This window comes from Sulfidibacter corallicola, assembly GCF_017498545.1.
Classification (GTDB): Bacteria; Acidobacteriota; Holophagae; order Acanthopleuribacterales; family Acanthopleuribacteraceae; genus Sulfidibacter; species Sulfidibacter corallicola.
In genome coordinates this window covers 2,877,750-2,898,889 of the sequence record NZ_CP071793.1, presented here as the reverse complement: position 1 = coordinate 2,898,889, position 21,140 = coordinate 2,877,750, and the positions used below count along the sequence as shown (strand labels likewise).

At 54.8% G+C, this 21,140-nt stretch carries 10 protein-coding genes; 4 read left to right on the top strand and 6 right to left on the bottom strand.

From position 1 onward, the window contains the following. Nucleotides 1–16: 16 nt before the first annotated feature. Both J3U87_RS08355 and J3U87_RS08350 read right to left on the bottom strand, forming a co-directional pair. The gene (locus J3U87_RS08355) at nucleotides 17–859 is read right to left on the bottom strand and encodes a hypothetical protein (RefSeq protein ID WP_420038292.1); all 843 of its coding nucleotides are present in this window, start codon (nucleotides 857–859) and stop codon (nucleotides 17–19) included. 1,126 nt (nucleotides 860–1,985) lie between these two features. Then, complete coding sequence (locus tag J3U87_RS08350) at nucleotides 1,986–3,962, bottom strand: sigma 54-interacting transcriptional regulator (RefSeq protein ID WP_237382583.1); 1,977 nt, start codon at nucleotides 3,960–3,962, stop codon at nucleotides 1,986–1,988. A gap of 348 nt (nucleotides 3,963–4,310) precedes the next feature. On the opposite strand from J3U87_RS08350, the gene J3U87_RS08345 reads away from it, so the two are divergent. From J3U87_RS08345 to J3U87_RS08335, 3 genes are all read left to right on the top strand, one after another. Next, nucleotides 4,311–6,470 carry a two-component system response regulator gene (locus J3U87_RS08345; RefSeq protein ID WP_237382582.1) on the top strand — a complete coding sequence of 720 codons (2,160 nt, stop codon included), beginning with the start codon at nucleotides 4,311–4,313 and terminating at the stop codon, nucleotides 6,468–6,470. 292 nt (nucleotides 6,471–6,762) lie between these two features. After that, on the top strand, nucleotides 6,763–8,610 hold the full coding sequence (locus tag J3U87_RS08340; RefSeq protein WP_237382581.1) for a response regulator: 1,848 nt from the start codon (nucleotides 6,763–6,765) through the stop codon (nucleotides 8,608–8,610). Nucleotides 8,611–8,612: 2 nt separating this feature from the next. Next, nucleotides 8,613–13,841 carry a trifunctional serine/threonine-protein kinase/ATP-binding protein/sensor histidine kinase gene (locus tag J3U87_RS08335; protein ID WP_237382580.1) on the top strand — a complete coding sequence of 1,743 codons (5,229 nt, stop codon included), beginning with the start codon at nucleotides 8,613–8,615 and terminating at the stop codon, nucleotides 13,839–13,841. 299 nt (nucleotides 13,842–14,140) lie between these two features. Here J3U87_RS08335 and J3U87_RS08330 read toward each other — a convergent pair whose 3' ends face one another. Further along, nucleotides 14,141–15,577: a hypothetical protein gene (locus J3U87_RS08330; RefSeq protein ID WP_237382579.1), complete on the bottom strand. Its 1,437-nt coding sequence runs from the start codon at nucleotides 15,575–15,577 to the stop codon at nucleotides 14,141–14,143. Nucleotides 15,578–15,775: 198 nt separating this feature from the next. After that, the gene (locus J3U87_RS08325) at nucleotides 15,776–16,966 is read right to left on the bottom strand and encodes a DUF5624 domain-containing protein (RefSeq protein ID WP_272932473.1); all 1,191 of its coding nucleotides are present in this window, start codon (nucleotides 16,964–16,966) and stop codon (nucleotides 15,776–15,778) included. A gap of 835 nt (nucleotides 16,967–17,801) precedes the next feature. Between J3U87_RS08325 and J3U87_RS08320 the strand changes: the two genes are divergently transcribed. Continuing rightward, complete coding sequence (locus J3U87_RS08320) at nucleotides 17,802–18,677, top strand: hypothetical protein (RefSeq protein WP_237382577.1); 876 nt, start codon at nucleotides 17,802–17,804, stop codon at nucleotides 18,675–18,677. 215 nt (nucleotides 18,678–18,892) lie between these two features. Here the strand turns inward: J3U87_RS08320 and J3U87_RS08315 are convergent, their stop codons facing one another. Further along, nucleotides 18,893–19,810: a hypothetical protein gene (locus J3U87_RS08315; protein WP_237382576.1), complete on the bottom strand. Its 918-nt coding sequence runs from the start codon at nucleotides 19,808–19,810 to the stop codon at nucleotides 18,893–18,895. 158 nt (nucleotides 19,811–19,968) lie between these two features. After that, a complete protein-coding gene (locus J3U87_RS08310) occupies nucleotides 19,969–20,712 on the bottom strand; it encodes a hypothetical protein (RefSeq protein ID WP_237382575.1) in 744 nt (247 codons plus the stop codon). Nucleotides 20,713–21,140: the final 428 nt, after the last annotated feature.

Genomic DNA, 21,140 nt, shown 5'->3' with positions numbered 1-21,140 from the left:
TCTCCAAACCTCCCCTTCAAAGATCGTTACGCAAGATCACGTCAACGCCGAAGCACTTGCGACGGCTTTGATTGTGACTGAGCGGTTCAGAGCTGAACTGGGTATCGTAGAGCCAGACTTGACCGGCACCGGCCTGGCTCGAGCAATCGAGAAAGCCGTCGGAGCAGTTGTCCAACCATTCCTGGGTGACTTCCAGACCCACGTTGAGGGTGTAGCCGCCGCAGTAGCTGTCGGGATCGAAGGGGCTGGATTCCACATCGGTCCCGATCAGGCTGTAAAAACCGACCGGCGTGGCGGGACGACCGGACGTGCCGTAGAGGTAGTTGGCGTTGTAGAACGCCATCCAACTGACCTGCTGCTGTTTGACCGCGTCGGAGGTGTACCCCAACAGCCAACCCACCGCCTGTTCGAAGATGTTCCCGGCGACGGCGGCATCGGCCAACGGGGTGCCGAGACTGGAGGCGGCGACCGCGTTGACCCAGCGAATCTTCGAGATGATCTGCGGGTAGCGTGCATCAAAAGTGGGATTCGAGAGAATCCAGCGCATGACGTTGCCGCCGTTGGAATGGGTGATGACGACCAGATCGGTGATGCCCTTGCTGTTGATGAAATCCAGCAATTGGCCCGCGAGGCAACCGGCGGCGGCCGATTCCCACATGAACTTGTCGAAATTGCAATTGATGACGGTGTAGTTATTGGCGTTGGGCAATCCCTGGCGGACGGAATCGATCATTTCCGCGGTCCAATAGTCGTTGCGGGCATCGGTTTGACTGCCGGTCCCGTGCACGAAAGCTACGCCGGTATTGGCGAAAAGAAAGGGTGTACAACAAAACAAAAAGACGAGCGAAAGCTGACGCATCAGCTTCCCCAGAAGCATGCGTGAAAACATGATGTTCTCTCCAATAGCATATTTTCACGGCGGGGGGGTAGGGTGTCGTATGGAAACAGGACCCCCAAATGGCCCGCGACCCATGCGGGCGTGCCGTGGTGATGTGGGAATAAAACCAGCCAACGAGTGATGTAAAAATGAAGGAAGCCGTGCGGGCGCAAAAAAGGCGGCCCGACATCAAGGGAAAAATGCACCCCGAAGAAAGGGGAGTCATGAAAGTAATTTTTTGAATGTCCGCTCAACTTAGCAGACAAGATCTCGGGTGTAAACAAATTTCTTTACACTTTCTTTACCGAAAGCCCGGTTATTCGTCGGCCAAAGCTCGCGAATCGGCAGGGTCGTCTTCGGGCTTGTGCGTGCAAGTGAGTGAAATGAAACGTGTTCTCTCTTGAAGACCGAAACCCGGTTTCTTGGGGACGTCGACCGGCCGATCTGCTACGTTCACGGAACTTGGATGTTTACCACCGGGTGGCGGGTTCTGTTGCGGGGGGCCGGGCGGCGAAACCGTAGAGTTCATCAGGAAGCCAAGAAATGCGAAAGCCAGGAAAGAAAGCTCAGGGTTGGGATCGGACAGGGATCTTCCTGGTTTCCTTGATTCCAGGGTTCCGGTTTTAATTTCCCCAAGGCCAGATCGCTCTCGGGTTGAAGAGGGCAGTGACCTTTGGAAGCCCAGGGGGTGGTGGGTTCTGTTGCGGGGGGCCGGGCGGCGAAACCGTAGAGTTCATCAGGAAGCCAAGAAATGCGAAAGCCAGGAAAGAAAGCTCAGGGTTGGGATCGGACAGGAATCTTCCTGGGTTCCTAGGTTCCAGGGTTCCGGTTTTAATTTCCCCAAGGCCAGATCGCTCTCGGGTTGAAGAGGGCAGTGACCTTTGGAAGCCCAGGGGGTGGTGGGTTCTGTTGCGGGGGGCCGGGCGGCGAAACCGTAGTGTTCATCAGGAAGCCAAGAAATGCGAAAGCCAGGAAAGGAAAAGCTCAGGGTTGGGATCGGACAGGGATCTTCCTGGTTTCCTTGATTCCAGGGTTCCGGTTTGAATGTCTCGAAGGCCAGACCGGTCTAGGGTTGAAGGGCTTACCTTCCAAGCTTCCTGTACTCGGGTTAGAGACCATAGCGCTTCATCTTGCGGCGCAAGGTCCGTTCGGGCACCTGCAGCGCCTGCGCCGTCTTTCCGCGATGCCATGCGAAACGGTCCAGGCTCTCGATGATCGTTTTCCTCTCGAACGCCTCGACCGCCTCGGTGAGGGACAGCGATTCCGGTTCGGGGCCTTCGCCGGAAGTGTGGGCGAACTCCAGAAAACCCAAAATTTTGAAGCGGCTGATGACATTGATCAGCTCTCGGATGTTGCCTGGCCAACTGTAATTCTTCAACGCTTCGAGGTGTTTGGCGGACAGCTTGGCATGCGGGCCCTTGGGCGTGTTGGTCATGAAGTGTTTCGCCAACATCGGGATGTCGGCAGCGCGTTGTCGCAGGGGCGGTAGCCGGATGGTCATCACGTTGATGCGGTAGAAGAGATCTTCCCGAAACGTGCCCTCTTTGATCATCTTGCCCAGATCCCGATGGGTGGCGGCAATGACCCTCACGTTCATCCGCACGGGTTTGCGTGCACCGACCGGCATGTAACCGTAATCGTCCAGGGCCCGCAGCAGCTTCACCTGGTTTTCCAGACTGAGCTCGCCGATTTCATCCATGAAGAGCGTGCCCTTGTTCGCGATGTCGAAGAAGCCGGGCTTGTCTTTGTCCGCGCCGGTGAAGGCGCCTTTCTTGTAGCCGAAGAACTCGCTTTCGAACAGGCTCTCGGGCACGGCGCCACAGTTCACGGCCACGAAGGAACATCCCGATCGGTTGGACAGGTTGTGAATCGTGCGGGCGGTCAGCTCTTTTCCCGTGCCCGATTCTCCGTAGAGGATGACCCCCGTTTCCGACTTGGAGGTCCGAATGATGGTTCGGTAGACCTCCTGCATGGCCGGACAAGCGCCCAAGATCATGCCCAGTTTGGACCGGATCGGTTCGGAAGGCGGCGTGGTTTCCCGCGTCGCCGGAGGTTCGCTGGCGTGTTGGTAGAAGAAACGGACTTCGCTGGGCTGGTGATCCTGGATGATCGGAAAGCCGATCGACCGGTAACCTTTTCTCTTCATCTCACCCTGAACGTCGGCGGCACGGGAACCCACTTCCAGACCTCCCGAACCGCGACCGATCTGGCGAAGCAACGCGTTCGACATCGCCAAGGTGCCGTTTCGAATCAGGGCGGCCGGCTGGTTGGTTTGCTGGAGGAACGAGGTCAGCTCAGCCGAATCTCGATCCTTCGAGCCCGCCTGGGTCATCGGTACCAGAAGCCCGCGCCAGAGGTTGCGATCGTCGGCGTCGGCGGCACCGCCGCAACCCATGACCAGAAAGGAACGAACCGTTCCAGACTTACATCGTAGCCTGCACTCGGTGAGGAACCTGTCCTCCGGGCCCGGTGATCGCCGTAGCCGCTTCAAGAAATCTTCACCACCTTCACCACGCAGCTTTTTCCATTGGCTCGCGCTCGCTGAAATTTCCGAAGGAGTGTAGCCCAAGAGGTCATAAAACCCCGGCGACCACCATTGCCGCAGCCCGCGATCGTCCAAGCAGGACCAAAACCCCAGAAAGTGTTCGCAGGCAACGGGGGCCAAAGGGGCCGGCGCCTTTTTCGGCTGGGACGGGTTTTCTCGCGTCTCCCTTTGGTTTTGCAGGAAGGCCTTCTGGATTTTTACGCCGATGATATCGGGATCCAAGGGCTTGACCAGAAAGTCCCAACCACCTGCCTTCATGAAAGATAAAGCCAGGTTGAGCGAGTCGTGCGCGGTGATCATGATGACCGGTGGAAGGGTGTCGATCGACTCCTTGAGCTCCAAATAGGTTTCCATGCCGCTCAGTTTCGGCATCGATTGATCCAGAAAAATCAGCCCAACGTCGTGGTTGCGCATTTCCAAAAGGGAAATCGCCGCGAGGCCGTCGGTGACTTCCACCGATTCGAACCCCAAATCGTGGATCTGACGACATAGGATTTTCCTGAAAATGGTGTTGTCGTCCACCACGAGGATGCGTTTCATATACCGATCTCACTACATTCGGGACTCGTTTCGATGGGGAAACTTTTTTCGTTTTATCGGGGGTTCGGTAGGGGACTTGAATTTCCTGGGGTCGGGGTGCCGTGGGTGCCTGATTGCCCAGGTCAGGTAGTCACGGTTCCCGATTTCGGCGGGTTCGGGCGTTTGCGGTTGAGACCCGGCCAAAAGTGGCCGCTTTTTGTGTGGTTTTGCGAGTCACGGTTTGCCCAGTGATCGAGGTGCTCTTTTCAAGGCTTTTGAAGTGAACGAGTTATACGGATCTTGAGGTGGTTGGCAAACGACTTGCCTTTTTACCTTCCCCAGAATGCAAAAAATACGGGGAGGATATCCATGGAGGGACACCGAAATTACGATCGACCGATGATATTGGCGGTCGACGATTGTCAATCCACCCTTCTGGTGATCGAAAAGATTTTGGAAGACATGGATGCCCAACTGGTGAAGGCTCATTCCGGCAGGGAGGCCTTGTCATTGGTGCTGCGCCATTCCTTTGCGCTCATTTTGCTGGATATCCAGATGCCGGAGATCGACGGTTTCGAAACCGCGACGCTCATGAGAAGTTACCTGGGCAGCAAGGATACGCCGATCATCTTCGTCACCGCGGAAATGAAATCCGAGGCACACATCAAACGGGGCTACGAGGTCGGTGGCGTCGATTATTTGTTCAAGCCACTGGACGTCAAGATCCTCCGCAGCAAGGTCCACGTCTTCCTCGAGATGGATGCCAAGGCCAAAAAGCTGAAAGAGACCATGATGTCCCTGCACGTGGCGGGGCAGCGCAACCGCATGTTGTTGGACTGTGCGGGTGAAGGCATCATCGGCTATGACCTGAACGGCAAGATCATCTTCGCCAACCCGATGGCCGGCTCTCTATTGGGATGCAACCACGAGCAATTGTCGGGCAGGCATCTGCTCGAATTCCTCGGCCCCAAATACGATGGGAGCCGGGTGGGCGAGTGGGAGCTGACCCCGATCTATGCGGCCTGTTTCACCGGTTCCAGCTACAAACGCGAAAGCGATACCCTCTACAGATCCAACGGATTGGGGTTTCCCGTGGCGTTCACGGTCAATGCGGCGACGCTGGAGGACATGGGTTATGCCGGTGGTGTCATGGTGTTCCGCGACATTACCGAACGCAAGGAGGTGGAGGCGCGGCTGTTGCGTCTGGCGCGGTACGACCAGCTCACCGAACTGGCCAACCGCACGTTCTTCAGGGAATTCCTCGAGGCGACCATCGCTCGGGCGAAACGGCGCGCCAAACTGTTCGCCTTGTTTTTCATCGACTTGGACGGCTTCAAGGAAGTCAACGACCAACTGGGGCACCAAGCCGGAGATCAATTGCTCAAGGAAGTCGCCAAGCGCTTGAAGGAGTGCATTCGGATCGGAGATCTGGCGGCCAGGCTGGGGGGTGACGAGTTTTGCCTGGTGTTCGACGACCTGTCCAAGCTCGACGACTGTTATCAACTCAGCGAAAAGCTGTGGAAGGCACTGTCCCAGCCCTACCTCATCGACGGAAGGGAGACGGTCATCAGTTCCAGCATCGGGGTCGCCACATTTCCCGACATGTCCACGGAGGCCGAAGAACTTATTCAATCGGCCGATATGGCCATGTACCACGCCAAGAAATCAGGGAAAAACAAGATCCAATTTTTCGAGCCGCGATTGCACGAGCAAGTCATGGAGCGAAATCTCCTGACTCTGGAACTGAGAAGGGCTTCGGCCAGGCTGAACGAGTTCCAGGTGTATTTTCAACCCAAGGTGGACGGCAACGAGTTCAAGATCATCGGCGTGGAGGCCCTGGTGCGGTGGTTCCATCCGGAACTGGGCATGATCAGTCCCGGAAAGTTCGTGCCGATCGCGGAAAGTACCGGGGTCATCACGACGATCGGCGATTGGGTGTTCGAAGAGTCGTGCCGGATCACCCGCAACCTGCAACGGCAGGGGTTGATCTCCGAGGATTGGAAATTGGCCGTCAACGTGTCGTTGCGCCAGTTGAAGGAAGGGCACTTCATCAGGAATCTCTCGCGAGTCCTGAAAGAGACCGGCTTCAAGCCGGAAAACCTGGAGATCGAGATTACGGAATCCATGTTCATGGAAGATACCAAATACGCGGTTCACATTCTTCAGGAAATACACAACCTCGGTGTTACTATCGCTGTCGATGATTTCGGGACGGGTTACTCATCTTTGAACTATTTGAGTCGCTTACCGATCGATGTACTGAAAATTGACAGGTCTTTCGTCATGGATATCGGTAAAGACTCTTGTGAGGATACGATCGTGAGAGCCATTATTTCACTGGCACATAGCCTGGATTTAAAGGTTGTGGCAGAAGGTGTCGAAAAGAAAGAACATATAGAATTTTTGAAGCGGAACCAATGTGATGCTTTTCAAGGATATTATTTTTCGAAACCTTTGAACCTGGTCGACCTGACCGAACTATTGACGTTGAAATATCCTTTCGAAAAACGCGGTGTACCGGCACTGTGAATTGAAATGACCTAACCTCGGAATGTCGAAACTCGAAAATGCTTCCAGCGTGAAAACCGAATGGAAGCACGAATGCGGGAGTGTATCGCTCTGGGTGAAAAGAGAATCGATCGATGTAGCGGGTTGCCGATGGGTAGTCGGGCCACGGCTTTCGGCCTACGTCGTCGATGATGAAATGTATATGACAGCGCGATAAGTCATTGTGATAATAAACCTTGTGTGCTTGTGGTTCGTTTTTTCGCGTTCTCCGCACGAGGGGAGAACGCGATAAGGTGGGTTTTTAGGAGTGGTCATGTTGCAGAGTTGTCAGGGTGCATTCGATTCGAAAAGGATACTGATCGTCGACGACGAGCCCATGGTGCGAAAGTTACTGTTGAACATTGTCAAGAGAACGCATCACGCCGGCTTCGAAGCCGAAAACGGCAGTGTCGCGTTGGCGCTCTACGAACAGGAACCCTTCGACCTCGTCGTCTTGGACTTGCGCATGCCCGTTCAGGGAGGAAGGGATTTTTTGAAAGAGGCCGCGTCGAGAGGTTGGAATCTCAACGTCATCGTACTGACCGGTCACGGTGAGTTGGACGAAGCGTTTCAGTTACTGACGCTCTATCGCATTTCTGATTTCATTCAAAAACCGTTGCAAAATCCGTTTCAACTCATTTTTGCCATAAATAATGCACTGGAAAAGCGAAAGCACGAAGCAGAATTGAAAGATAAAAACAAACAATTACAAAAGGAGTTGGCGTTCCGCAAAAGGGCGGAAGAGAACTTGGCCAAAGAAAAAGATCGCGTAGCTTTTTTGCTCAAGGAATCGCAAAGCCTCACCATGACCATTCAAATGTCGAACGAAGAATTGGTACATCAAAGGCAACGCCTCGTGGAACAGCAGAAAGAGATCGTCAAGGATCGCAAGGAGCTGGCGGCCGTCAAACACAATTTGGCCTGTCAGTTGGAGTCGGTGTACCGATCCAAGGGGTTTTATGCGAATGCCCTGGTCCGCCTGTGTGAACGAACCGAGGCCTGTTTGAAAGCCGTGGGGGGACCGGATTGCAGTGACGCCCTGCGCCCCGAACCGCGACAGGAAGGCGAGCGGGGGTTCGTGCTCGATGACGGCGGCTCGGCACCGGCACGTTTGCTGGAGGATTTCCAACGAGTCGTGCTGCTGTATCTGGCGGAAAGCGGCCAGGTGGAGAATGAGCCGGAACGGGTGGTGGTTCGGGAGCTGCTGAGCGGGTGTCGGGAACGGCTCGAGCAAATCCTGGCCTGGACCGATGCGGACGTCGTCGTTCGTTGCGATGATTCGGTGCCCGATGCCCTGTTCATCGATCCTTCGCTCTTCGGCACCATCGTCGAAAACCTGGCGACCTGTGGCATTCACCGCTACAGCCGCGAATCGGTCGAGATTTCGCTGGACATGGATGTTCCGGCACACTTGGGTTTACATGTGAAACGCACGGGATACGACTTGGCACCCGAAGAGCGGACGCGGCTCTTCGAGCCCTTTCGCGAGGTGGAGCCTCTGTCTCGTGCCGATTGGCAGGGCATGGATCTCGGGCCCGCCATCAGTGCCCGTCTCGCCAAGATGGTCGGTGGTGACATCCGCGTGACGCGCCACGTGCCCGAGGGCATCGTCTTCCACGTGTCGCTTCCCCTGGCGAACCCTGCGCAGCCATCCGTGGACATCGACAAGCGTCGTGAAACGGACGGATGCGAGACGGAACGCCATGCGGAGCAGACCTCCGAGGGCCGGTTCTTTCACGAGAAGCCGTTGATCCTGTTCGACCGCGATCTCATGCGCGGTTTCCAATTCGCCAAATCCCTGAAACAGAACGGTGCCGAGATGATGATCGCCGATTCTCCCGAAGTGATCTGTCGGCAATTGGAACGGCAGGAGGAAATGGTCGCCTTGTTGCTGCGTTGCGAGCACCTGGACGAAGAGGGACCGCACTTGGTGGGCGAGCTTCGGGCGGTCCTGCCCAAACGGATTCCGCTCGTTGGGTTGGCCCCGAACCCTCCATCCCGAGCGGAGGCGATCTCCCAATTCGGGCTCGCGGGCGTGATCGATCCAACCCAAAACCCGAGTGACCTGCTGCGGAAGCTCGAATCGTTGGTGACTCGGCCGGTCGTATTGGCGAGAGGTTGATCATGCGGGAATACGACTATCGCGTGGAGGCGCTGCTACACCAGGTGGGTACCTTTCAGTACTACCAGGGGATCAATGTCTCGAACCAGATGCCGGTCATTCTCAAGACCTATCGCGATAGCTACGTCGCGCCCGGGAAGCGCACCGGACTCGAGACCCAGTACGACGTGTCGTGCAGGATTCAATCGCCTCACTTCGTCAAACCGCGCGATCTATGTGAAACCACGTTGGGGCCGACGTTGGTCTTCCCTGCGCTGCCGATCTCGCCGCTGACCCGCGTCTTTCCCGACGGCGTTCCCGACACCGAGCGCTTGATGCTGTTTTCGAAACAAATGGCGTTGGCCCTGATGGCGCTTCACGGCGAAGGGATGCAGCACGGGCCCATGGTGCCAGGCGGCATTTGGATCAACTCCCTGACCAACACCTTGCTGCTTTTGGGATTCGACGATTGGCAGGTGTGGCACCAGGATGCGGAATCGGATTTGGCACGACACAGCCACACGGAGATTCTTTCTCATTCGTGTCCCGAGTATTTGGGGCTTTCCCATCAGATCACGGGTGTATCGCCCGATGTGTACTCGCTGGGGACCCTTTTCTATTACCTCGCGGCGGGTCGACCGCCCTTCGTCGCCGAATCCCCATCCGATTTCTACCACCACCACATGGCGATCGTGCCGCCGACGCTGCGGGAGACGAATTGCCAGATTCCGCTTTTCTATTCCCAAGTCACCGCGAAGCTGCTCGAAAAAAGCCCATCGCGCCGGTATCAAAGCGTCGAAGGATTGTTTCGCGATTTGGAAGCCTTCGAGAGAGCCCGGTCGGAGGGACAGGGCGATACGTTTTCGCTCGCACTGGTGCAGCGCCACCATGCGTTTGCGATTCCCAAGCGCCTGTTCGGCCGGGATCGAGAGATTCGCGTCATCCGAGACCAGTGTGAGCGGGTGTTCCGCGGTGATGCCGGGTTGATTTCGATCTCGGGCTATTCGGGAATCGGCAAGACCTCGCTCGCGCGCGATCTCGAGAGCCTGATCGCCGAGAACCACGGTTTCCTGATCTCGGGCAAATTCGACCAGAACCAGCGGAATCAACCCTACGCCTCGCTCATCGAGGCCTTTCAGGAATTGACCAAAGTCATTCTGAGCGCCAGCGAGGAAGCTCTGCAACGTTGGCGAACTCACTTGAATCAAGCCCTTTATCCCAATGGCCGGGTGATCACCGAAGTCATTCCGGAAATGGAAATCGTGCTCGGCCCCCAGCCGGCCATCCCGCAACTGGCCGGCGGCGAGGCCCAAAACCGTTTCAACCTGGTGTTTCAAACCTTCGTCCGGCATCTGTGTGGAGCGGACCATCCGATCGTGGTCTTTCTGGATGACTTGCAATGGGCCGACATGGCGTCTCTGAACCTGTTGGATCGCCTCGTCACCGATCCGGAGATGCACCACTTTCTGGTGATTCTGGCGTATCGGGACAACGAGGTCAGCGCCAATCATCCCTTGAAACACATGTTCCAGAAAATCGAGGCCGGTGGCGTACCGATCCACGATGTCCACCTGCGACCCCTCGCCGTCGCCGAGGTGAACCAATTGGTCGCGGAGACCGTGGCGCTCCCGCTCGAAAAGGCCGCGCCGCTCTCGGACCTGATCTACCAAAAGACGGAGGGGAATCCGTTTTTCACCATCCAGCTCCTGAAGGCCCTCCACGACGAAGGGGTCATCTTCTTTCAGGAGTCCAACGGGCGATGGGCGTGGGACCTGGAGCGGATCAAGTCGGCCCGGATGGCCGACAATGTGGTCGACCTGATGATTTCCAAGATCAAAAAATTGCCCGACGCGACCCAGGCGGCCCTGGTCACGGCTTCCAGTATCGGAAACCAACTGTCCCTGGCGACCCTGGCGGTGGTCGAGGAAACCTCGCGACAGGAGGTATTCCACAAGATCCTGCCGGCGGTCTGTGCCGGTTTTCTGCTGCTTCTCTCGGATGGGGAGGACGTCGATTCGGCGCGACGATGGGTCGAAGATCGCCAGTACGCCTTCAAATTTCTTCACGATCGGGTGCAACAAGCCGCCTACCAACTGAACCCCGACGCCTGTAAAAAAGAGATTCACCTGAAGATCGGCCGAATTCTGCTGGCCAACACGCCGGACGCCCAACTGGATGGCCGGATTTTCGAAATCGTCAACCAGATCAACGTGGGCGCCGACCTGATTACCGATCCAGGCGAGCGCATCCGGTTGGCCGCCCTGAACCTGGCGGCGGCGCGCAAGGCCAAGACCTCCACCGCCTTTCAATCGAGCCTGAGCTACTTGCGGGCCGCCAAGGTCTATCTGGGTGAAGATGCCTGGCAGGATCACTACGAGCTCTCGCTGGACATTCACACGGCGCTACTCAACTTGCTGTATCTCAACGACATGTTCGCCGAGGCCGCAGAGCTGATGAAGATCCTGCTGTCCCACGCGCGCACGCTGTTGGACAAGATTCCGGTTTACGAAGCGAACATGCTGTTTTGTATCGGGGAGAACCTGATGCAGGAGGCGATTTCCGGAGCCATCGACGCGCTCACCTGTTTGGGCGTGCCGCTTCGCGAGTCTTTTCCGGCCTTGGCGCCACCGGCGTCACTTCAGGAAGACGGCGGTGCCTGCCTTTCGTTCGCGGACCTGTACGACTTGGACGACATGACCGATGCCGACAAGCGAGCCGCGCTCCACATTCTGCGTATCGCGGGCTCTCCCGCCTATTTGACCAGCCCCGACACCTTCCGAAAAGTGTGCTTCACCATGGTGGACCTGTGCATCGAGTTCGGCAATTGCGAGGATGCGGCCTATGCCTATGCGGTGCTCGGTTTGGCGCTGTGCGGCGACATGCACCAAACCGCGGCGGCCTACGAGTACGGGCGGCTGGGCCTGCGCATTCTGGACAAATACGACGGCAAGGAGATCAAGGCCCAGATCTACGAAATCTTCAACGTCCACATTCGCCACTGGAAGGAACCGGCACGCGCATCGCTGAACCCCATGATCGAAGGGGTTCAAGCGGGCTTGGAAGTGGGTGGCTTTGAGTTTGCCTCGTACAACGCGGCCTTCTATTGCTCCTATATCTTGTTTGTCGGGCGTCACTTGAATGAGAACTGGGAGCAGCAAAAGAAGTACCTGAACCTGTTGACGGGGCTGAAGCAGGAGTTCTGTATCACCTACGCCAAAATTTGGCATCAGGCCACCGGCTTCCTGATCGAGGGACCGCTGCCGGATTTTCGCATCGAAGGAGAGGTGTTTCACGAAGATCGCCACCTGCCCGTGTTGAAGGAGAAAAACAATCTCACCTCTCTCTACTCGCTGTATTTGAGCAAGGGGATCCTGGCCACCTACTTCGGCAATCCCGCGGCCGCCCTCGAATTTCTGAACGAGGCCGAATCCTACAGCGGTGGTGTGGTGGGCATGATCAATGTCTGGCAACACTGTTTCTACAAAGCGCTCGCGCTGTTGTCGTTGCACCGGTTCGACGAGGGGGGCGACCTCATCCGGGTCGTCGAGGCACGGGATCTCTTGGCGCAGTTATACGCATGGTCGGCCGAGTGTCCCGCGAATTTCGAGAACAAGGCCGCCTTGGTCGCGGCGGAACTGGCCCGCGTCGAGGGGCGGATGCGCGACGCGATGACGCTCTTCGACAAGGCGATCGAACTGGCTCTCGACGAGGAATTCCTGCCCGAAGCCGCGTTGGCCTGTGAACGCGCGGCCCTGTTCTATTTGTCGCAGGGCCACTATCGGTTCACGGACCTCTACGTCAAGGAGGCCGCGAAGCACTACGCCTCTTGGGGGGCCAGGGCAAAATTGGCCCAACTCGACAACACCTTCGGAACCTCCTTGAGCTCGCTGAGCATGAGACTGAAGAGATCCGAGAGCGATGCCACCGACAAGGGTGAATTGGCCGACGGCGGACTGGAACAGCCGTTGACCCTGTTCGACTTGATGGCCATCATGCAGGCTTCGCAGGCCATCTCCGGCGAAATCCTGTTGGAGCCGCTATTGGAGACCTTCCTCGAGATCGCCGCGCGAAACGCCGGGGCCCAACGCGGGTTCATCATCCTGCAGCGCGATGGGCACCTGTGCTTCGACGAGGCCATCGCGATGGGATCCGAGGTGAAATCGTCGGACGAACCGCTGCCCTTCGCCCAATCGATCGCCCTCTATGTCGCGCGCGCCAAGGAAAAGCTGGTGTTGGACGATGCCGCCAATCACCCGCGGTTCCTGACGGATCCCTACATCGCCACCCACCAACCGAAATCCGTGCTCTGCGATGCGCTGTGCCACAAGGACAAGTTTTTTGGCGTGATCTACCTGGAGAACAATCTCGTGAAGCGCTGCTTCACCGAAGAACGCGTCTACGTGCTGCGGTTGTTGATGGCCCAGGCGGTCATTTCGATCGAGAACGCCGAACTCTACGGCGATATGGAAGCCCAGGTGGAAAAGCGAACGCAGGAGCTTCGCGAGACCCAGGATCAGCTCGTTCACTCGGGCAAAATGGCGGCGATCGGCGAATTGGCCACCGGGGTCGCACACGAGCTGAACCAGCCCCTGGCCTTCATTCGCGGTGGTGCCCAACTGGAGTTGATGAATTTGGGCATGGACCTGGTGGACCAGGAATCGATTCGCGAAACCTTTTCCAACATCGTGATGGGCACCGATCGCATGATGAAGATCGTCAATCATCTACGCGATTTCTCTCGGATGACCGGCGAGGATGTCCCCATTCCCGTCAACCTCCATCAGGTTTTGGAAAACAGCTTGTTGATGACCGGTGAACAATTCAAACAGCACAACATCCGTATCGTCCGGAACTTCGCCGGCGACTCCCTGGTCATCCACGGCATCGCCCACAAATTGGAGCAGGTGTTCATCAACCTGATCTGCAATGCACGCGATGCCTTGGAAGGGCGTGCCGATGCCGCCCTGACCATCACGACCCATTGGGGGACCTCGGGAGATTTGGTGGATTCGGCGGTGATCGAATTCGCCGACAACGGCGCCGGCATCCATCCGGAGTGCATGGAAAAGATCTTCCATCCCTTTTTCACGACCAAGCAGAAGGGGAAAGGGACCGGCCTCGGACTGGCGATCAGTGAGCGCATCGTCAAGGAGCACTGCGGGACGATGGAAGTGACCAGCGAGCTGGGCGGTGGGACGACCTTCAGAATCATCCTGCCGACCATGGCCAACGCGAATCTCATGGCCAGTTGACGGGTTCCGTCGATCGGCGTCACCGATTCGCGGCGACACCAAACGCTTTGGGGCGCATCATTCCATCACCCTGACTTCGGTTCGCAACCTGCGGGCAAGCACCAGCGGCGTGCGTTGATATGGTTCCTCGGGACCGGCAGGATTTCCAACGCCAACTGGTCGCGACGGTCAGGAAAAAGGCGCCAAGATCCAAGGGGCGGCTCCGCGAAACGAAACGCCGAGTGGAACATGCTCCGGGCCCGAAAGGGACACCCGGAGCAAGTCGTGAATCCGTTTTTTCAGGATTTTGGTTTCGATGGTTAGGAAGAAAAGTCAATATCTTTCAGAGGCAACCAAGTATTGTTGTAATCATTTTCCATATCGGTTACCAGTTGGCGGGACTTTTCGACGCGGCCATTGTAATATGGCTTACTCCATTCTGCCGACACTTTCTCCACGTACTTGGGGCGCACCTCGTTTCGCCATCTTTCCGGTTCGGTATAGTATGCGGAATCTCGTGGCGCATTGGTTCCTGGCCTCTGCGGCCAAGTGATTGCTTGTTCTTGGGTTTCTCCAGTCGCATTGTCCTTGAAAAAGACCACGCCCTCTCCATGGGTACTTGTATAACGGGTAAAGTAAAAGTCAACCGGCGTGATTTGGGCAACGCGTGCGGCTAGTTTCTCATCTATTTTCGTCCTCTGGCCTTTGGCAAATTTGATGTATCGGTCAATGCACGTCGTCCCAATCGAATAATTTGGATTGGCAGATGGATTCCATTCATTCGATCTGGCGAAAATGTCCATGTTAAACATGCTTTTTGCCAAATTCGCACCGGTCATGAACAGCAAATAGGACTCCAGGTAATCTGGTTCGTCCATGACCTTCTCTAATGCGTCGAGAAGAGCATTTGCATGAGGCTCGAACTGTTCCTCCAGTCCCGAGATGAAGTTTTGGTATCTGACATCTTCCCGAGTGACAGGGTCATCCGCCCATCCCAAATCGTAGTAGGCGCGGACCCATCTCAACGTTTCGTTGATCTGTTCTTTGAGGTGGAGGATTTTTTCTCGGGTAAATGCTGCGGTGACAACCCGTTCGACCACATTCGCCAGGCGTTGAAAATCGAGCTTTGGGGTTTTAGGCTTGTGAAGGATATTTTTGAACAGGACTTGAAATACCGCAACGCCCGCGGCCGCGACCATCCCGGCTGGCCCGAGGGCGGGGGCCGAAAACATCACGAAAGTCGTGGCACAATCCACGAGCGTTTCCTCGTCGAATTCCGCTGCTGTGGCAAAGCTCATCTGGGGTGCCGTTGGCTCCACCGACTTAAACGACGATGCCGCTTTTTGATGAGATTGGCCGGTTGCCAAGTCGATCCGAGTCGTCGCGGAAATGATGAACAGGGATGCGCGGTTCGTTTTGCGCCAGTAGACCACGTTGCCCGCAGGCCGAAACCCTAGATAGGGGGCTGCCAGGACGGTCGTGCCATCTTCATGGAGCGTTTCACCTTCGAGAAGGGGATAGGATTGGCGATTTTGTTTTGTGTTTTCTTCTTTAAAGGCCTCCCATTGTGCCAGCGTCGTGTTCTGCCAGGTTTTCGAGTGGGTGGCGAGCTGTTCGGTACTGCAGATAGTGACCGGTTCGGCGAGTAGTGGTGCCGGGGGCTCCGGACTCGGTTCCGGAACACCTGTCAACGCGCAAAGATAACTCAGACGACTTTCGGCTCCACTGACTTCCTCAATCATGATGAGATCCAACATTTGGGATTACCTCCTTTTTTGAATTGCTTCGCTTTAGCCACACAAAGGTATTTGGTGCATCACCCCACCATGCTCACTGACGGGAGTGATGCTTTTGGGGTGTGAATATGATTGGAAGGGACACTTATCCATATATGAAAATGACGGGTTTTCTACTGAACGATAGTGTGCAATACCCTTGCTCGTTGTTTCATCTCGTCATACCTCGGGATAAGGGACCCCGGTGAGGCCGGGTATCGTCATGCCCTCTGTTTTGAACCCCTGGGCCGCGAAGGCGGCACCAGCCCAAAATCCCACCGAATTGGACAGCAACTGACGCACATCGCCAAAGGATTTCTTGATGCGCATCATGAAGTCGTCCACCGAATCCATACCCCAATCGCCTGGCCAGAGGCCGTTTTCCACGATGGTTTCGCCATCGGGGGCAAAGCCCTGTTTCACGACCTTGCATGCCTCGGGGAACGCAATGTAGCCCATGACTTGGTTGGCCACTTGACTGCGCAAATACAGACCGTTCCAAACCACCTCGCTGTAATACTCCCAGTCAAAGGGCGTGAGGCTTGCGGGCACCTGCTTGCTGGTATCCAACATGTTGGCGTAGGGCACGATAAAAATGCGGTCATCGCCGAGGTTGAACTCGCTACCGGAATCACCTTCCCGTTTTCCTGAAACACCTTTCAGCAAGGGCACCCACCAGTTGGAGGTTGCGTCCAGGCCGCCCGTGAAATTGCCGAATGCGTAGTGCGTCGAACCGAATCCCAGGTCGGATTTGGCTTTGGGATCCAGGGTTCCGTCCTGCTTGTAGAAGATCTCGTTATTTTCACCCGCAAAGGTTTGAAGGATCACCCTTGCTCGCTGCCAATCTGTCGCCGTAAGTTTTTTCAACGCCTGTTCATAGGCCGAGTAGGCGCCGGTGAGCGCATCCAGTACAAAGGTCGCCACCATGACCTGATTGTAGCCGATACCACCTGTCGCCTCGCCATCCTCGAAGAGTGCCGATTGAAGCGTGTGTTTATCGAGGGGGACGGGGTTTTGGGCTGCCGTCACGCTTTCGATGTAGGCGATGGCGATTCTACAGGCGTGGTCGATCATCTTTCGGATGTCGCCGATCCAGGGTGCCCAAGCGGCTGTATTCTCCTGGAGCCGCTCTAGCCAATGGTCTTGGTTGCCGAGTGGGATGCGATTCAGTTCGCGGACTTGACGGAGGCAGGTTTCCAGTCGATTCAAGTAGACACTGAGATCCATGCTCGGCGTGCGTTCGCGCAAGAGGGCGAGGGACATCAGCGCAGGCCCCACGTGAGAAATGGAAGTCAATTCGAAAAAACCATTGGATGTTCCGGCTCGATAATCACAAGCTGCAATTAATTTGTTTTGTGCGTTGTAAATCATGACGTGTGTATTGTTGATCAATATGAGCGGACCTGTTTCGTTTTGGTTTTTAAAGCTGCCTGACAGCAAGTTTCCAATAGTGTCGCTTCCGTCATGGGATCCTGTGTAGACATGGTACAAATCAATAAAGGCCTCGGGGCAGGTGTAAGACATGAATCCTCCTCAATCCTACTGTGTGAGACATTGCAGCATCAGCAGGATGAATCGAACGGCGATTGGTTCGTCGATCGAAACAAGACATAGTTTTAGAGTATCGGGAGTAGATGCTGAGAGCGTAACATAAGAATTTGAAAAAACAAGCTGAATATCTAATATTTTTTGATTTTCATTATGGAAATATTGAGTTTTTTTAGTGTTTTGAATTTGTATGGGGGGAGCTGGTTCGTCTGTCTGGCGTTTTGTTGTTGGCGTTGATCGTGACCATGCAGGTGATGATAGATGGAGTCTACTCGAGCCACCGTTTATGAATATGAGTTAAGAATCTTGGTTTGGTTCCGGATTTTAATTTCACGTTGTCATGCGGCGTCATTGCCGAACTCGTGATTGGATTGCTCTTTATGCGGCTCTGCCTCGTGCATCTCGGACCTGGAGTTCTGCGTTTTGGTAATCTTCCTTTGAGAGTCGTCCGAATTTTTAGATTGCGGTTGTTCCACAAAGGGACAGATTGAGATTTTATGGATTGTTACTTTATTGAGTGAAGATGAATGTGTTGCAGAATTAACCTTTCTGTAATTGTGGAAATAAGTTGAGATCTCAATTCTTCATTATTATGATTGATGTGCCCTTCACTCGAAACATGACTACGCTCAACCATATTGAGACAAAGGAGAGTTCAATGGCCATTGAGCCCGTGGAAGCACGATTCAGCGACGATGTCCGTCGTCCGGAAGAGGAGTATCGAAACGAAGAGGAAGGCAGAGATTTCTCCGAAGAAGAGTATCAGCGTTATATGGAGGAACGCGCGCCAGACATCATGGAAGAAATTGGGCCCGAGGTCACCCAAATGTCTGAACAGGTCAGTGCAATTGAACAAAGTTCGGATATTCATCTTCAGGAGATGATTTACGACTCGAAAACGATAGAAACACAAACGGAAGCCGAACCCACTGGTGACGAACGTGTTACCGAAAGAAGAAAAAAGGTCAATGACCTGCGCAAGGAGCCAGGTAGGAAAAAGCGTTGGATGAGTAAAAAGACCGCGGCTCTTGTGACGATGGGTCTGCTTGGATCCGGCATCACGGCAATCGTCATGTATATTATCCGGAGAAAAAATAAGTACCTTCCGACCCCGAGTGGATTCACTCAAGAAGATGCTGATCGTGTCGAGCAATTGATCGAAGCTGTGAAAAATGAACCCGACAATATATTTTGGCCGAGAATTGCAAACTATATTCGAACAAACAAACCTTCGTATGCGGAACAGGAACTGATTGCCGGTTTCGTCAAGACGATTTCCGATGTACCAACCAGTGGGGATTACGCACAGGGACAAGTCTCAGATTTGGACACGCTCATGTGGTCCGATGAATTGTTGACCCAGGTTCCGAGCGATCTCACCACGTCCTCTCAGGTAGGTGGCTTTTGCTTCGAGCAGGGCTACCGACTGGTGGGAACCACGAATACGGCAGGTAGTATTGAACCCTTGCCGCGTTACTGGGCTGGCGAAGTCCTCGAATATGCGATCGCCGAAATCAAGGATCAATCCAGTTAAGTGTGTTCAAAAGGGGCGGGCATCCTTTGAGTGGCAGGGTTGGCCAGTCGAAGCTCACGGGGGCCCGCTCTCTCTCAAAGTGGCGACCCAACATGAAAAAGGGTGAGCCGCTGAAGTGGCGTCTCACCCTTTGAAACGGATCTCGATCGAGACGTCGTTTCCCTTTGTGGAGCGGCTCTCTTGCGACCGCCGATCCTTACGAGCTCATGATTCAATCACTCGTGTGCTTCGTTATAGTATTCTAAATATTTCTCGTAGGTATCCTGCCATTTTTCAATGGTCTTGACGGCGCTTATATACCCATGTGAACTTCCAAAGTACTGATCGATCTGTTGCGTTTTTACATCTTTCGAATAGGCATCTTTAGCAGATTTTGCTTGAATTTCCTTTTCGTAGGGAAATGGGGTGGCCTTCCCTGGCGTTCCCTGATCATAAAAGACCCAAGAATCTCCTTCTCGACTGATCTCTGTAATCTTCCCGAGGCGCTTATCGATTTCAGCCTGTATATCCAGCATGGTCTTGTGGGCGCCGAAGGTATAGGTATCTGGTGTTTGTTCTTCGACAGGTCCTTCTCTCAAACCCAACAGGTTGCGGTAATCGCTGAGCAATTGCGGAAAATTCCAATAGGTCACGGGATCGATGTTCACGCTGTGCATCATGATATCGGTCATTCGGAGTGTGAGCCACAGGGAACCGCCCAGTAAATACACCGGGAGCGTGGTCAAATGATAGGGCGGATTTTTCAATTTCAACACATTGTGTTGAAGTGAGCTGTCCGGTGTCAGTTCCGCTGTCAAAGTGCGCTCGAACGAATCGTATTGTTCCTGTTGGTTGGCATTTGGTTCGTCAAAATCCCAGTCTTCATTGTGTGCGGTGTAAAACCACTGGAACACATTGTTGATCGAGGTAATCGCATCGATACCCGCCGCCTCGGTGAATCTGGCCGTCAGTTCCTGATTCAGGACTTCCGGAATGCTCAATGGCTTGGGCGTTCCATCGGTGAGCTTGAAAATCATCTCGAGCGCCAGGGCGGGTGCACTGATGAAAATCATGCCCGCCGGCCCAAAACCGGCCCCGAGAAAGGCGGCTGTTTGCAGCGAGGAATCGATCACATATGTCGTTTTATCTGTCATGATACAACATCCTTTCTGTCGTGCTGAATTGCGTTCTAGTCCGTGCCGAGGACAGGTGTCGCCACGGGGAACATGCGAACGGAAACCGGGTAGGCCGTCCTCGCGGGATGGGAGAACGGGCGTCGGACGGCCGGATAATCATGGGTTTCCTGTCCGATTCAGGCCTTCAGCTTTGCGATTTGCGGCAGCGCCAACTTGCAAAGACCCGCACGCAGGTAGCGCGTCAACGCGAAGCTCGAGCCGTCTTTATCGGTGATCGATGGGAAGGTGGCCACCTTGTCGTAGATGGGACCGATGCGACCCTGGTCGGAAGCTTCGGTGATCAGTTGCTCCACCAGGCTGTTGATTTGGTCCCCCACCGTGGTCTGTCCCGGGTTGTCCTCTGGCCAATCGGTCATCGTGGCGACGTCTTGAATGCTGGTCATCATATAAAATTGACCTTCGATCGAAGGTGAAGAGCTTTCCACCCAGTGCCTGATGACAGACCAAAATTCGGTCTCGTCGCGGTCTTCGTTAAACGATTTGGCCAGCTTGTCGAGAGAAGCCATTTGGTCCACGGTGAGGTGGTCCGGATTGGGCACGGGTTTGGGTGGCGCGCTGGGGTTTTTCTTTTTTTGGTGTTCGTAATAGTTCTTCGTTTCCAGGTAGGTGACAAGCGCGATGATCGCACTTGAAACCGCGGTTGCTGTAGGGGCCAAGATCGCCCAAAACTTGGTTCGTGTCCAAATGCGTCCCTTGCGATTTCCCCCTAGGATATTGTCGTTCATTTCAACCGCATCCGAATGCAGCGCGGTCATGGGTTCGTATTGAGGGACTTCCAATCGATAAGCTGGTCGATCTAAATGGGATAGGCCAATCTGGTTGTCCAGGTTTTGCTGAGCCGCGTCGGTCGCATGGGTCAACCGAGGACCCTCCTCAGCCATGAAAGAACTCGTGGATTCCGAGAGCGTTGAAATCGTGAAATCGCTTAGGTCATCGACTTCTTCCATGACGTCTTCTTCGCTTTGACGTCCTTCCCGGGTTTCCATTTCAACCTCAGTTTCTATTGGGGGCATGGGCATCTCCTTTCATCGATTCGTTGGATCAGAGAGAGGACTTGATCGTTTTTCTGAAATAGATCTGTTTCACGATAAAGCATGAACATGCGAAATATAAATAAAGACATGGATATATTTAATCTCGCAGGAAAGTTGGAATATTTTCGCAGGGTAATGCTGAAAAGGGCGAGATTATGTGCTGAGTCAAAAACTGGTTTGACTGAAATGCTCGAGGCTCGATACGAAGTGTGGAAAAATTGTGGTTATCCTAGCATGTATTTTTACACTGTCAA